Here is a 13,447-nt window from a genome sequence, read left to right as displayed (position 1 = left end):
AGGGGCAGTCCGATGCGTACGTCACCGGTGTGGAGTCCAGAGCAGTACGGCACGTACGCCGACGAGCGTGCCCGGCCGTTCCGGGACCTGGTCGAGCGGGTCCGGGCGACCGACGTACGGACCGTGGTCGACCTCGGCTGCGGTCCGGGCGCGTTGACCGCGACTCTGCGTCAGGTCTGGCCGGAGGCCGAGATCCGCGGGATCGACAGCTCGCCGCAGATGCTCGAGGCCGCGGCGGAGTACGCCGACGACCACTTGAGCTTCGAGCTCGGTGACGTCCGCGAGTGGAGCGTCGAGCCCGGGTCGCTGGATGTGATCGTCACGAACGCGACGCTGCAGTGGGTGCCCGAGCAGCTCGACCTGCTGCCCGGGTTCGTCCGGGCGCTCCGGCCGGGCGGGTGGCTGGCGATCCAGATCCCGGGCAACGGCGATGCGCCGTCGCACGCGATCCTGCGGGAGCTGGCCGGCACCGAGCCGTACGCCGAGTACGCGAAGGACACCTCGCTGCGCCCCGACGTACCCGGTCCGGCAGGGTACGTCGACGCGCTCAGCGCGGAAGGGTGCGTGGTTGACGCGTGGGAGACCACGTACTTCCACCTGCTGTCCGGCGACAACGCCGTACTGGAGTGGGTGAAGGGGACCGGCGCGCGGCCGGTGCTGCAGTCGCTGCCGGACGACGTACGGCCGAAGTTCGAGGCGGAGTACGGCGCTCGGCTGGCGGAGGCGTATCCGCAGCGGGACTACGGGACGCTGCTGCCGTTCCGGCGGATCTTCGCGGTGGCCCAGAAGACGGCGCAGAAGAAGGGATGAGCATGCGGCTCGATCATGTGCAGGTGTCGTGCCCGCCCGGTGGCGAGGACGTGGCGCGGGCGTTCTACCGCGATGCGCTCGGGATGACCGAGGTGGAGAAGCCGGAGCTGCTGAAGGCGCGCGGCGGGTGCTGGTTCAAGGCCGGGGCGGCGGAGATCCACATCGGGGTCGAGCAGGACTTCACGCCCGCGAAGAAGGCACATCCGGCGTTGGCTGTCGATGATCTGGACGCTCTGGCCGCGCAGCTCGAAGCGCTGGGATACCCGGTGACCTGGGACAACGAAACGATCCCAGGCCGCCGGCGATTCCACACCGCCGACGGCCACGGGAATCGCGTCGAGATCGTGTGAAAGCGGCTCGCCCGGCCCCCTCAAGCCGGGCGAGCCGCTGGCTCATTCGGTCGTCAGTGCGCCGGCCGGTGCGACCTTGGCCGCACGGCGGGCGGGCAGTACCGAGGCGAGTAGGCCCGCGACCGCGGCCACTGCGGCGATGGCGATCAGCAGGGTCCCGGGTACGGCGTACTCCACGCCGCCCTCGACCGTCTGGCCGCCCATCAGGGCGCTCGTCCCGGTCCAGCCGTAGAGCAGACCGAGCACGATCCCGAGACCGGCCGCGACCAGTGCCATCAGCAACGATTCGATCGCGAGCATCCCGCGCAGCTGGCGGCGGGACAGGCCCATCGCCCGGAGCAGCGCGTTCTCCCGCGTCCGCTCCAGCACCGACAGGCTGAGCGTATTGCCGACGCCGACCAGCGCGATCAGCACCGAGACCCCGAGCAGACCGATGCCGACGATCAGCAGTACGTCGAAGATCTTCGTGTAGCTGGTCCGCTCGGCCAGTCCGCCCTGCACCGACAGATCCTTGACGGTCGGGATCGACTGCTCCACGGCGTCGACCACGTCCGCGCCGTCCGCCTTCGGGTCCGACGCCAGCCAGAACCCGGTCACCGGCGCGCTCGGCGTCAGCTTCGCGAGGTCGGCCGACGTCGTGGTGATCGGGTCGACCCCGATCGCCAGCCGGGCGGTCAGTGTGACCTTGTGCTGTCCCGACACGATCGTCAGCGGCGAGCCGTCCTCGAGCTTCAGCCGCTTCAGCACCGGGTAGGTGACCAGCGCCGTACCGGGCTTCAGCTTGTCGCTCAGCGCCGCGTTGTGGATCACCGAGCCGGCCTTGCCCGCGTCGACACCGGTCACGTCGATCTCTTCGCCACCGGCCTTCGCGGTCACCGTGCTGATCGGGACGACCTGGGTGATGCCCTTGATGTCGCGGAGCTGCTGCTCGGCGCTCGCCGGCATCTTCTCCTTGTACGTCGTGACCATCAGGTCGACCGGGTACTGACCGTCCATCGACACATCAAACGTTTTCCGCACCGAGGCGATCCCGACGCAGGTGAGGCTGATCAGCGTCACGCCGATGAGCAGCGCCGACGTGGTGGCCGCCGTACGCCGAGGGTTGCGGACCGCGTTCGCGACGGCGATCCGGGCGGGTACGCCGCCACTCCGGGCGGGGAGCGCGCCGATCACGCGGATCAGCGCCGGGACGAGCAGCGCACCGATCGCGAGGATGCCGAGGAACGAGATCGCGCCGCCCGCGACACCGATCAGTACCTCGTGCTGCTTCGCCCCGACCCCCAGCAGTAGGCCGCCGCCGGCGAGGAGCAGGAAGCCCAGCACCAACCGCAGTATGCCCGCCTTGGTCGCGGCCGCCGGAGCCGCCTCCGGACGGAGCGCGGCAAGTGGCGCCACCTTCGTCGCCCGCCGAGCCGGTACGACGGCCGCGACGAGCGTGGCCAGCGTGCCGAGCAGGAGCGGCAGGAAGATCGACGACAGGTCCAGATGCAACGGCACCGGGGGGATACCCCAATCGAACTCGCGGGACAGCGCCAACCCCAGCGCGGAGAGCGCGACGCCGAAGACGACACCGATCGCCGACGCGATCACGCCGACCACGGTGGCCTCCGCGATGACCGAGGAGAAGACCTGCCGGCGGGACGCCCCGACGCAGCGCAACAGTGCCATCTCGCGGGTGCGCTGGGCGATCACGATCGTGAAGGTGTTGCCGATCACCAGGCAGGCCACGAACAACGCGATCACGGCGAACATCCCGAACACTCCGCCGAGGACGTCGATACCGTTGGTCAGACCCTTTACCTCGTGCTGGATGAACGCCTCACCGGTGTAAACAGTGAGACCGCTCGCGACCACGGCTTGCGCGGCTGAAGTGAGTTGCTGCTGGGAGACGCCGGGCTTCGCGGCCAGTGCGATCCCGCGGGTGTACGCACCCGGGTCGAAGATCTTCACCGCGGCCGGAGTCGCGACGGCGGAAGCGCTGCCGACATACTTCGAGTCGTCCAGCAGACCGACGACGGTGACGGTCCACGACTTGTCGTCGTACGAGCTGATCCGCAAGCTCTGGCCGACGGCGATCTTGTGCTTGGCCGCGGTCCGGGCCGGAAGCGCGATCTCGTTCGTTGCGGTCGGCAACCGTCCGGAGGAGGTGCCGGGGCCGGCGATGTGTTGGGTGTCGTAGAGGGCGTCGATCGGAACCGTGGTCCCGCGGACCAGATCGGGGAACGCGACGTCCATGTACGCGGTCGTCAGCGTGACGGCCGCCGCGGCCTGCGGCAGCTTCTGGACGGTGGCGATGTCGGCGGGGGAGATGGTCGCCTGGTCGGGGTAGACGACGGCGTCGACGCCCTTGTACTGCGCGCCGATCGTCTCGTTGACACCGTGTGACGCGGACGCGTGCACGATCATCGCGAGCGATCCGAAACCGACCCCGAGGACGATCGCCAGACAGGCGGCGACCAGGCGACCCATGTGGGCCCGCAGCGAGGAGAGGAGCGAACGTCGCACGTCAGGCCCCCAGTTGGCGCAGCGCGTCGAGAACGCTCTCCGGGGTCGGCTGCCGCAGCTCGCCGGCCAGCTTGCCGTCGGCAAGCATCACGACGCGGTCGGCGTACGACGCCGCGAGCGGGTCGTGCGTCACCATCACCACGGTCTGGCCGAACTCGCGGACCGAGCGGCGCAGGAAGCCGAGCACCTCGGCCCCGGACCGCGAGTCCAGGTTGCCGGTCGGTTCGTCGGCGAACACGACCTCCGGGCGGCCGACCAGGGCCCGCGCCACCGCGACCCGCTGCTGCTGGCCACCGGACAGCTCCGACGGCCGGTGCGTGAGCCGGTCGCTCAGCCCGAGGACCTCGATCAGCGTGCTCAGCCACTGCTCGTCGGGCTTGCGGTTGCCGAGCTCGAGCGGGAGCAGGATGTTGTCGTTCGCGGACAGCATCGGGAGCAGGTTGAACGACTGGAACACGAAGCCGACCCGGTCCCGGCGGATCTTGGTCAGCTCGGCGTCCGGCAGCCGGGTCAGCTCGGTCTCGCCGAGCAGCACCTGGCCCTCGGTCGGAGTGTCCAGCCCGGCCAGGCAGTGCATCAGCGTCGACTTGCCGGACCCCGACGGGCCCATGATCGCGGTGAACTGGCCGACCCCGAAGTCGACCGAGACCCCGTCGAGCGCGGCGACCGCGGTGTCGCCCTGTCCGTACACCTTGCGCAGTTCGTGCGCCCGGATCGCGGTCCGCGGCTCCCCGTCCTGCGGCAACCGCCCGGCCGCAAGCTCTCCGGTCTGCAAGCTCATGTCACTCCTTGGTTCAACTCCGATGTTGTCCAAGAAGTTAGTGATTCCGCGCCCCGGTTTCGTCGGACCAGGGTGGGGACCCCAGGTCCTACCTGGGTATTACTTGGTGGGCCGGACGAGTCCGGTCTCGTACCCCAGGACGACGAGGGCGACCCGGTCCCGCAGACCGGTCTTGGCCAGGATCCGGCCGATATGCGTCTTGACCGTTGCCTCGGACAACGTGAAGAGCCTGGCGATCTCGGTGTTCGACAGGCCGCGGGCGACCTCGACCAGCACCTCGCGCTCGCGGGCGGTGAGGTCGGCCAGGTCCGGACGCTCGGTCTGCTCGTCGGGCAGGGACCCGGCGAAGTGCTCCAGCAGACGTCTCGTCGTACTGGGGGAGACGACGGCGTCCCCGGAGTGCACCTGGCGGATCGCGCTCAGCAGGTCGGCCGGCGGCGTGTTCTTGAGCAGGAAGCCGGCCGCGCCGGCCTTGATCGCGGCGAACGCGTACTCGTCGAGGTCGAACGTGGTCAGCACGATCACCCTCGGTGCCTCAGGCAACGACTGCAGCCGGCGGGTGGCCTCGACGCCGTCCAGCCGCGGCATCCGGACGTCCATCAGGACGACGTCGCACGCGGTCACCTGGATCTTCTCGAGCGCCTCGCCGCCGTCGCCCGCCTGGCCGACCACGCGCATGTCGGCCTGCGAGTCCACCAGCATCGTGAAGCCCGCTCTGACGAGTTCCTGATCGTCCACGAGGAACACCCGGATGTCGTCCATTACTCTCCAGTCGGCAGGTTGTACGGCAGTCTGGCGATCACCTCGTAACCACCGCCCGCCTTCGGTCCGGCGCTCACCGTACCGCCCGAGACCGAGGCGCGTTGCCGCATCCCGACCAGGCCGTGACCCGGGTCCGAGCTCGGCGCGACGCCGGCGCCGCGACCGTCGTCGGTGACCACCACGGTCAGCATCTCGCGCCCGAAGTCCAGGCTGACGGAGGTGCGCGCCCCCGGCCCGGCGTGTTTCAGCGTGTTCGTCAGACCCTCCTGCACGATCCGGTACGCCGTCAGTCCGAGCAGCGCCGGCAGGTCGCGGGGTTCTCCGGTGACCTCGTAGCTGACACTGAGCCCGGCCTCCCGGACGTTCTCGATCAGCTCCGGCAGGCTGGAGACGCCGGGCTGCGGGCGGGGCTGGTTCGGGTCGAGCTCGTTCTGCTCGTCCTGTTTCAGCAGGCCGAGCATCTTGCGCATCTCGGTCAGGCTCGCGCGGCCGGTGTCGCCGATCGTGGCGAGCGCCTTCTTCGCCGCCTCGGGCGACTGGTCCGCGGCGTACAGCCCGCCGTCGGCCTGGACGATCATGATCGACAGGCCGTGCGCCACCACGTCGTGGATCTCGCGGGCGATCCGGGTCCGCTCGTTGCTCACGGCCAGTTTCGCCTCGCGGTCACGGTCCCGTTCGAGCTGGGCGGCCCGCTCCTCGAGCTGCGCGACGTACAGGCCGCGGGTACGGCGGCGCTCGCCGAACGCCCAGACGCCGAAGACGAGCGCGCCCAGCGCGACCATCATCGTGACCTGCTGCTTCCAGTCCGAGTTCGACCAGTACCGCGAGGTTGCCATCAGGACGCCGAGACCGCCGATCCCCAGGGCGATCCGGCTCAGCCGTAGGTCGCCGTACACGGAGATGGCGTAGAGGGCGACGAGCAGGCCGACGTTGCCGGGCATCAACTCGACGGCGGCGAGCCATTGGAGAGCGGCGACCGAGCAGACGCCGAAGAAGACCAGTTCGGGGTGGGTGCGGCGCCAGATCAGCGGGACCAGCATGCCGAACGCGAGGACGCCGCCCCAGTGCGCCTGGGCCAGCGACAGGAAGCCGAACATCATGCACAGGCCGCCGGCCAGGAACAGGTCGAACGCCTTGCTCCGGGCAGGCAGCGGCCGCGCGGTCAGCATCCCCGTCATGCTGGCCAGGGTACGGGGCCCGGCCTTGGCGGAGGTCATTCCACGGTCGGATCTCGGCGTACGACCAGAGGCTGTTACTTGTGCGGGCGGGTCGCGAGAACCGGCTTGACCTCGAGGCCGGACAGGCCGTTCCAGGCCAGGTTGACCAGGTGTGCGGCGACGTCCTGCTTCTTCGGTTTGCGGGCGTCCAGCCACCACTGGCCGGTGAGCGCGACCATGCCGACCAGCATCTGGGCGTACATCGGGGCGTTCTTCGGGTCCAGACCGCGGCGCTTGAACTCCTCGGCCAGGATGTGCTCGACCCGGGTCGCGACGTCGCTGAGGATCGAGATGAAGGAACCGGTCGCCGACCCGACCGGCGAGTCGCGGACCAGGATCCGGAACCCGTCGGCGTTGTTCTCGATGTAGTCGAGCAGCGCGAGCGCCGCCTGCTCGACGAGCTCGTGCGCCCGGCCGGCCGTCAGCGCGCCGGTGACACCGTCGAGCAACGCCCGTACCTCGCGGTCGACAACAACGGCGTACAGGCCTTCCTTGCCGCCGAAGTGTTCGTAGACGACCGGCTTGGAGACCTCGGAGCGGTGGGCGATCTCCTCGACCGAGGTGGCCTCGTACCCCTTCTGGGCGAACAGGCCGCGGGCAATGGTGATGAGCTGTTCGCGACGTTCGGCACTGGTCATCCGGATCCGGCCGGACCGCCGCGGTTTGGGTTCCGTCACGTCGTGATCACGTCAGCATCATGCCGCACTTCGGGTATTGCGGGTGGGAGTTTTCGGGTTCAAGCAGCCTTGAGCGTACGGGGCGAAGAGTCCACACGTCGGGCCTCCAGCCGCTCTTTGACCGGCCAGCGGACGTCGGACACCCAGCCGCTCTTCTCGAAGATCCAGATGCAGCGGGCGGACGTGTCGAGCTGTCCCTTGAGTACGCCGTGCCGGGCGCAGGTCGGGTCCGAGTGGTGCAGGTTGTGCCACGACTCGCCCTGGCTCAGGATCGCCAGCCACCACACGTTGCCGGACTTGTCGCGGCTCTTGAACGGCCGGTCGCCGATCGTGTGGCAGATCGAGTTGATCGACCAAGTCACGTGGTGCAGCAGGGCGATCCGTACCAGGCTGGCCCAGAAGAACGCGGTCAGCGCGCCGGTCCACGACCAGGACCAGAGGCCGCCGATGACCGCGGGCGCGAGCAGGGAGACCGCGACCAGCAGCGGGAACATCCGGGACACCCTGACGACGTCCTTGTCCCTCAGCAGATCCGGCGCGTACTGCCGCTGCGGGGTTTGTTCGGTGTCGAACAGCCAGCCGACATGCGCGTGGAAGAAGCCCTTGGTGAGCGCGCCCAGCGTGTTGCCGTACTTCCACGGGCTGTGCGGGTCGCCGTCGCGGTCGGAGAACTTGTGGTGCTTGCGGTGATCGGCCACCCAGCGGATCACCGGGCCCTCGATCGCCAGCGAGCCGGCGATGGCGAGGGCGTACTTGAGCGGGCGGTTCGGCTTGAACGACTTGTGCGTGAACAGCCGGTGGAAACCGATCGAGATCCCGTGACCGGCGACCGTGTAGAAGACCACCGCGAGTACGACGTCCCGCCAGCCGAGGAACCCGCCCCACGCGATCGGCACCGCTGCCAGCACCGCCAGGAACGGGATGCCGATGAACAGCGCCAGCGCGACCTGCTCCCAGAGCTTCTTCTGCTCACCGCCGAGCGTTCCGGTATTCACGTCCTCGTCGACCGGTGCGGTACGGGTGGGCGCATCCGGAGCGGCAACGGCGGGTGGAGTCATATTTGTTAATCCCTCAGCTCAGCGTGTCCTTACCTACGCCACCGTAACCTACGGGACCGTAGGTAAGGAACCCCTCAGCGTGTCATCCACCCCACTCATGGCAAACTGTCCCGGCAACCACGATCCCCCGTGGGGTAATCGGCAGCCCGCGAGACTTTGAATCTCGAAGACCAGGATCGAAACCTGGCGGGGGAGCAGCACGAACCCCGGCTCGGGACTTCTTGAGCCGGGGTTCTGTTCATCCGGACGAGCCGGGGTTGTTCATTCGGACGAGTGCCGGGCCTGCTCCAGGTTCGACTGGTGTGGGCCTTTGAGCCAGTCCTGGGCGAGGCGTGCGTCGGTCGGGTCCTCGCCTCGCTTTATCGCGTCCATGTAGGCCCGATCGGCGGCCAGGCGGGCCGCGACCTCGGGACCCTCGGCAACTGCGCCGTGACCGGGGATGAGGACGTCGACGTGCTGGACTGCCTCGCTGAGTCGGTCGAGTGCGGCTTCGTAGGCGCACACCTGATCGGGGCGGCGGGCGTCGAGGAGTGGGATCAGGATGTCGGAGAGCATGTCGCCGGCGATCAGGACGCCGCGGTCGGCGAGGAGTACGGCGGCGTGGCCGATGGCGTGCGCCTGATGCTCGACGATCTCGCCCGGTATGGGGCCTCCGTCCGCGGGCAGCGGGCTGAGGAGCCCGATCAGCTCGAGTGGGACGCCCTCCGCGCTCTCTGCCGCCATCGCCTGCGCCCGCTCTCGCACTTCACCGGCAACCTTCGCGCAGCCGAGGGTGGCGTACCGCGGCACATCACCGAACCGGGAGTGCCAGAGCAGGTGGTCCCAGTGCGGATGAGTCGAGAACCCGGCGACCACCGGAAGCCCGAGCCGATCCACGTCATCGGCGAGCTCATTCAGATCGGACCCGTCGATCCCGGGATCGACCAGCACCAACCCACCCTCCCCCCGCACCACGACAGCATTACTCCAAACCCACTCACTCTGCCGCACCCAAACCCCATCACCCACCTGCGTCAACATCCGCTCACTGTGTCAGCTGTATTCGCCCAGCGCGAGGTGTCGACAGACCGCTGGCGGGTTGTTTTACAGCTGGTGTGTTGTAGGACAGCAGCGGTCAAATAACCCGCCAGCCGCAGCTAGATTGTGCGGCATGGGGCGGATGAGGGGGCTGCGGTGCGGGTTGGGTGGGGTGCTTGCGGTCTGGTTGGTGGTTGCGTTGGGTGGGTGTGGGGGCGGTTCGGCGGAGCGTGCGGGGGAGGCTGCGGTGGAGCAGGTGCATGGGCGGTTCCGGATCGTTCCGGACGACTATCACGTGCCGTACGCCGGGACTGCTGAGGACGGGCGGAAGTTCTTTCTCAGCGATGAGTTGTTCGGTTCCGGGGCGGCGTACGTCGGGTTGTTCCTCTGGAAGGCGGACGGGACGTTCGACGAGGTGAAGGTCGACGAGGTTCGCCGGCCCGAAGGTGTTCCTCCTGGACAGGCTGCTTCGGCCGGCGCCGATCAACTTGTTGCCTCGCGGTTGGCTGAGCTCGGCAAGTACGTCCTCGAACCGATCGACGTGGCGCCGTTCGCCGTCGACAGGAACGGCGTGACCTTCGGCTGGGTGGGCACCGAGTACGAAGGCACCTACTCGCTCCACATCGAACCAGGCGACTTCATCGCCTACTACGAACCCTGGGACGGCCTCGAATACGACACGTGACTGCAGCTCAGGTCAGGGTTTTCTTGTAGAAGGTGGCGGAGTCTTCGTAGCCGAGGGTTAGGTAGAACGGGCCTGCCCGGCGGCTGGCTAGGGCGAGGTAGGCGGCGCCTGTGGACTTGGCCCATTGCTCGGCGTGTTCCATTAGGAGGCGGCCGATTCCGGACTGCCGCTGGTTTGCGTCGACCATGACTTCCTCGACCCAGGCGACGGGGCCGTTGGCGAGGAAGGTGAGGTGGGTGTTGCCCAGCAGGTAGCCGACGATTCTGTCGTCAGCGGTCTCGGCGACGAGCAGCAGAGTGTCAGGTACGTCGACCAGTTGCTTCCAGGTCGCGTCGAACGCGGACCGTTCGGGAGTGAACGACGTCGCGAAGGCCTGCGCGAGCGGCCAGACGTGCTCGCCGTCTTCGAGACGGGCTGGACGGATGACGACCGATGGATCAGACACGACCTCATTCTCCTTCGGCGGGCTAGCGAGTAGGTCGGTGAGCAGCTCTCCGAGTTGTGGTGGGAAGACTGTTTCGGGTGTCTCGATCAGCTCCTGCGCGGTCCACCAATGGAAGCCGAGGATCGTGGTGGTTTCGTAGTCGCTCAGGTGCGCCGGGGCCGGTGTGAAGTGGTCGACGCGATGCAGGAGCCATTCCTCGTGTACGTCGACGGTCTCGCCGTTGAACTCGTACGTGTGGTCCCGCGTCCACACGTGGATCCCCGTCGGCAGATCGCGCAGACCGGTCTCCTCGTACGTCTCGCGCGCGGCGGCGGTCTGAAGGGACTCGTCGGCTTCGACGCCACCGCCGACCGGGTACCAGCACTCGGCCTGGGTCTTCGGGTCCTTGGCGTGGATGAGGAGTAGGCGGTCGTCCTCGTCCACCAGCAGGAGTTTCACCGCGAGCCTTGCCATCAGAGGCTGACCCAGCCCCGGTACTTGTCCAGGTCGACGTTGCTGCCGCACACGATCGTGAACACCTGTCGTCCGGCGAAGCGGTCGCGGTCTTCGAGGACTGCCGCGATGCCGAGCGCGGCCGATGGTTCGACGACGAGGCCGGCGTGGTCGAGCAGCATGCGCAGGCCGGTGATGATCGAGGCTTCCTGGACGAGTACGGCGTCATCGGCGACGAGGAGGAGGTCGTCGAGGACTTCCGGGATGGGGATGCGGCCGGCGACGCCGTCGGCGATCGTGTTGGTCGCGTCGGTGGTGACGACGCGGCGCTGATGCCAGGAGTGCGTCAACGCCGGTGCGCCGAGCGGCTGGACGCAGATCACCTCGACCGCGGGCGCGAGCGTCTTCAGTACGTATCCCACACCCGTCGCCAGTGCGCCGCCGCCGAGCGCGATCAGCACGGCGGGACGACTGCTCGGGTCGATCCGCGGCACCAGTTCCAGTCCGATGGTTGCCGCGCCCTCGCATGTCTCGAGGTCCAGGCTGTCCTCGAGCAGCCGAATCCCGTCGTACTGCGCGATTGCGGCGGCTCGTTCGCGGGCGAGTTCGTGGTCGCCGTCGACGAGTTCGAGCTTGGCGCCGAGTGCGCGGATCCGGTCGAGCTTGGTCGCGGTCGCGAACCTCGAGGCGACGACCGTGACGTCGAGGCCGCGGTCGCGGCTGGACCAGGCGAGGGCTTGGCCGAGGTTGCCCGCACTCGCGCACACCACGGCACGCGAGTCGCTGCCGGCGAGCTGACTCGCGACGACCTCGGTACCGCGACCTTTGAAGCTGCGGACCGGGTTCGCCGTCTCGAGCTTGATGTTGACCGCACAGCCGAGTAGCGGTTCCAACGCCTCGCAGCGATACAACGGGCTGTCCAGAAACACCGGATCGATGACCTTGCGCGCCGCACGAATCCGATCCAGGTCGAGCCGCGTCCTCTGCACAACACTGGATGCTACGCAATCGTCCGACATCGAGGTTCTGGGAACACCCAATGGAGTCTGGGCACAGGCAATACCTTGTTCCCCGTCCCCGGCGGGTGTCCCCAGTACCTCGCTGACGTCAGCTCAAGGCGGGGAGCCACTCGTGGTCGGGATAGCGCGGGGCGATGCGGTCGTGCAGCCAGGCGCGGCGGGTCGGGTCGAGGTCGGTGGCGACGTCGTTGAAGTCGTCGGTGTCCTTCGGGCGGTCGCTGCGGGACTTGAACAGGAGCACGAGCTCCGGGGCGAGGTACGGGATGCCGTCGGCGGTCGTGAGCGTGATCTCGTCGAGCGGTTTGCGGAGTGTGCCGCGGCCGCGGTGGTAGACCCAGTCGTCGCCGTCGGACGCCGCGAGCATGATGCGGACCGGTGCCGGGAACAGGTCGTCGGGGAACGCCAGTACGCCGGGACCTGGCGTCAACGTCTCGCCCGGTTCCCAGGGGCGTTGGTCGCCGGTGTTCGGGTTCTCGACCGTCGGCCGCGGGTCGGTGAACGTTGCGGCGACCAGGTCGAGATCGCGGGCCAGGACGAGTACGTCGACGTCGGTGTGCGGTCGCCGTACCCGATCGACGAACAGGTCGAGCGCCCACCCGCCGGCGATCCAGTAGCGGCCGGGGTAGTCGGCGAACAACGCCCGTACGGCGTTCAGTACTTCGAGATGCATCTGGGACTCCCTCGCATGAGGTCGGATGCGGTGAGCCCCGGTGAGAGTCAGAGCCGCCAGAAGATCCGAGGCGGCACCGCGCAGGAAACGCGCACAGCAACCACCTCCTCCTCGCCCTGACACTCAGCGCACGATCGTAGCGACGCCGCGAGAGCCTGGCACCCGGTTTTCAGTCGTCCAGGAACGTGCGGATGTGGTGGGCCCAGGTTTCGGGTTGTTCGAAGTGGCACATGTGGGCGGTGGCGGGGATGACGGCGAGTTGGCTGGGGACGGCTGCGTGGAGGCGGTGCGCGAGTTGGACGGGGAAGCCCATGTCCTTCTCGCCGTGCAGGATGAGGATGGGTTTCGCGAAGCCACGGAGGATCTGTTCGGGGTCGCCGGTGATCCACGGGTGCATGAGGCCGTTGATCGCGCGTTCCTCGGACCAGTCGCCGAGGTCGGTGTCCAGGGACTCGAGCAGTTGCAGGTACGCCGGCGCGCGGGCGAGGTCCCACACGAAGATCGTCGAGTTGCGCAAGGCACCGTTCGCCTCGTCCTCGACCCGTTGGCGGCGCTGGTACTCGTCCCAGTCTGCGAGGTAGACGGCACCCTCCGTGGACGAGTACGCCGACGTCGACGCGAGCACCAAACGCCGTACCTGCTCGGGATGCTGGTGCACGAACTCCATCGCCGCCCGCCCACCCGTCGAGAACCCGACCAGGTCGACCGCCCCGAGCCCGAGTCTCTCGATCAACCGATGCGTGTCCTGTACGACGTACTCCGGCTGCAGGTCGTCGTCGGGCAATCCCCGACTGCTCCGCCCGCACCCGCGGAAGTCGAACAGCACCACGTGATGATCCCGGGCCAACGGCTCGAACCCAGGCACCAGGTACCCGTGCCCGACATCAGGCCCGCCGTGAATCACCACCACAGAAGGCCGATCACCCCGCTGCCCGAGCTCCCGGACGAACAGCGTGACGTCCCCGACATCCACCAGCGAATCACCCATACCGCAAGGATTCCAGGCCCTTCCGACAATA

The 13,447-nt window shown here is 68.3% G+C and carries 14 protein-coding genes and 1 tRNA gene; 4 read left to right on the top strand and 11 right to left on the bottom strand.

Annotation, left to right across the window (positions count from 1 at the left end):
• Nucleotides 1–12 precede the first annotated feature (12 nt).
• Entirely contained in the window at nt 13–810 is a 798-nt protein-coding gene (locus E0H45_RS03380) for a methyltransferase domain-containing protein (protein WP_131334795.1), read from the top strand.
• A 2-nt stretch (nt 811–812) separates the two neighbouring features.
• Nucleotides 813–1,160, top strand: coding sequence for a VOC family protein (locus E0H45_RS03375; RefSeq protein WP_202872181.1), 348 nt, complete (start codon nt 813–815; stop codon nt 1,158–1,160).
• A gap of 42 nt (nt 1,161–1,202) precedes the next feature.
• Here E0H45_RS03375 and E0H45_RS03370 read toward each other — a convergent pair whose 3' ends face one another.
• From E0H45_RS03370 to E0H45_RS03345, 6 genes are all read right to left on the bottom strand, one after another.
• Nucleotides 1,203–3,665 carry an ABC transporter permease gene (locus E0H45_RS03370; protein ID WP_131334793.1) on the bottom strand — a complete coding sequence of 821 codons (2,463 nt, stop codon included), beginning with the start codon at nt 3,663–3,665 and terminating at the stop codon, nt 1,203–1,205.
• A gap of 1 nt (nt 3,666) precedes the next feature.
• Nucleotides 3,667–4,446 carry an ABC transporter ATP-binding protein gene (locus E0H45_RS03365; RefSeq protein ID WP_131334792.1) on the bottom strand — a complete coding sequence of 260 codons (780 nt, stop codon included), beginning with the start codon at nt 4,444–4,446 and terminating at the stop codon, nt 3,667–3,669.
• A gap of 99 nt (nt 4,447–4,545) precedes the next feature.
• Nucleotides 4,546–5,208, bottom strand: a complete 663-nt coding sequence (locus E0H45_RS03360; protein ID WP_131334791.1) for a response regulator transcription factor — start codon at nt 5,206–5,208, stop codon at nt 4,546–4,548.
• Nucleotides 5,208–6,386, bottom strand: a complete 1,179-nt coding sequence (locus E0H45_RS03355; protein ID WP_238154774.1) for a sensor histidine kinase — start codon at nt 6,384–6,386, stop codon at nt 5,208–5,210. Before E0H45_RS03355 ends, E0H45_RS03360 begins: the two co-directional genes overlap by 1 nt.
• Before the next feature lie 74 nt (nt 6,387–6,460).
• Complete coding sequence (locus E0H45_RS03350; RefSeq protein WP_131334789.1) at nt 6,461–7,102, bottom strand: TetR/AcrR family transcriptional regulator; 642 nt, start codon at nt 7,100–7,102, stop codon at nt 6,461–6,463.
• A 59-nt stretch (nt 7,103–7,161) separates the two neighbouring features.
• A complete protein-coding gene (locus E0H45_RS03345; RefSeq protein WP_131334788.1) occupies nt 7,162–8,160 on the bottom strand; it encodes an acyl-CoA desaturase in 999 nt (332 codons plus the stop codon).
• Nucleotides 8,161–8,283: 123 nt separating this feature from the next.
• On the opposite strand from E0H45_RS03345, the gene E0H45_RS42340 reads away from it, so the two are divergent.
• A tRNA-Gln gene (locus E0H45_RS42340) sits at nt 8,284–8,355 on the top strand.
• Between the two features lie 66 nt (nt 8,356–8,421).
• Here the strand turns inward: E0H45_RS42340 and E0H45_RS03340 are convergent.
• Complete coding sequence (locus E0H45_RS03340) at nt 8,422–9,114, bottom strand: MBL fold metallo-hydrolase (RefSeq protein WP_202872180.1); 693 nt, start codon at nt 9,112–9,114, stop codon at nt 8,422–8,424.
• 310 nt (nt 9,115–9,424) lie between these two features.
• Here E0H45_RS03340 and E0H45_RS03335 point away from each other — a divergent pair, with 310 nt between their 5' ends.
• Nucleotides 9,425–9,862: a hypothetical protein gene (locus E0H45_RS03335; protein WP_131334786.1), complete on the top strand. Its 438-nt coding sequence runs from the start codon at nt 9,425–9,427 to the stop codon at nt 9,860–9,862.
• Nucleotides 9,863–9,869: 7 nt separating this feature from the next.
• On the opposite strand, the gene E0H45_RS03330 is transcribed toward E0H45_RS03335, so the two are convergent.
• The 4 genes from E0H45_RS03330 to E0H45_RS03315 all read right to left on the bottom strand — a co-directional run bounded on the left by E0H45_RS03330 (nt 9,870) and on the right by E0H45_RS03315 (nt 13,416).
• Nucleotides 9,870–10,760 carry a bifunctional NUDIX hydrolase family protein/GNAT family N-acetyltransferase gene (locus E0H45_RS03330; protein WP_131334785.1) on the bottom strand — a complete coding sequence of 297 codons (891 nt, stop codon included), beginning with the start codon at nt 10,758–10,760 and terminating at the stop codon, nt 9,870–9,872.
• Entirely contained in the window at nt 10,760–11,728 is a 969-nt protein-coding gene (locus E0H45_RS03325) for a threonine ammonia-lyase (RefSeq protein ID WP_131334784.1), read from the bottom strand. The genes E0H45_RS03330 and E0H45_RS03325 overlap by 1 nt, the downstream gene beginning before the upstream one ends.
• 118 nt (nt 11,729–11,846) lie before the next feature.
• Nucleotides 11,847–12,428: a nucleotidyltransferase domain-containing protein gene (locus E0H45_RS03320; protein WP_131334783.1), complete on the bottom strand. Its 582-nt coding sequence runs from the start codon at nt 12,426–12,428 to the stop codon at nt 11,847–11,849.
• Nucleotides 12,429–12,597: 169 nt separating this feature from the next.
• Nucleotides 12,598–13,416, bottom strand: a complete 819-nt coding sequence (locus E0H45_RS03315) for an alpha/beta fold hydrolase (RefSeq protein WP_131334782.1) — start codon at nt 13,414–13,416, stop codon at nt 12,598–12,600.
• Between the last annotated feature and the right edge of the window lie 31 nt (nt 13,417–13,447).

The organism is Kribbella soli, assembly GCF_004331345.1.
Classification (GTDB): Bacteria; Actinomycetota; Actinomycetes; order Propionibacteriales; family Kribbellaceae; genus Kribbella; species Kribbella soli.
This window is presented reverse-complemented; position numbering and strand designations above follow the sequence as displayed.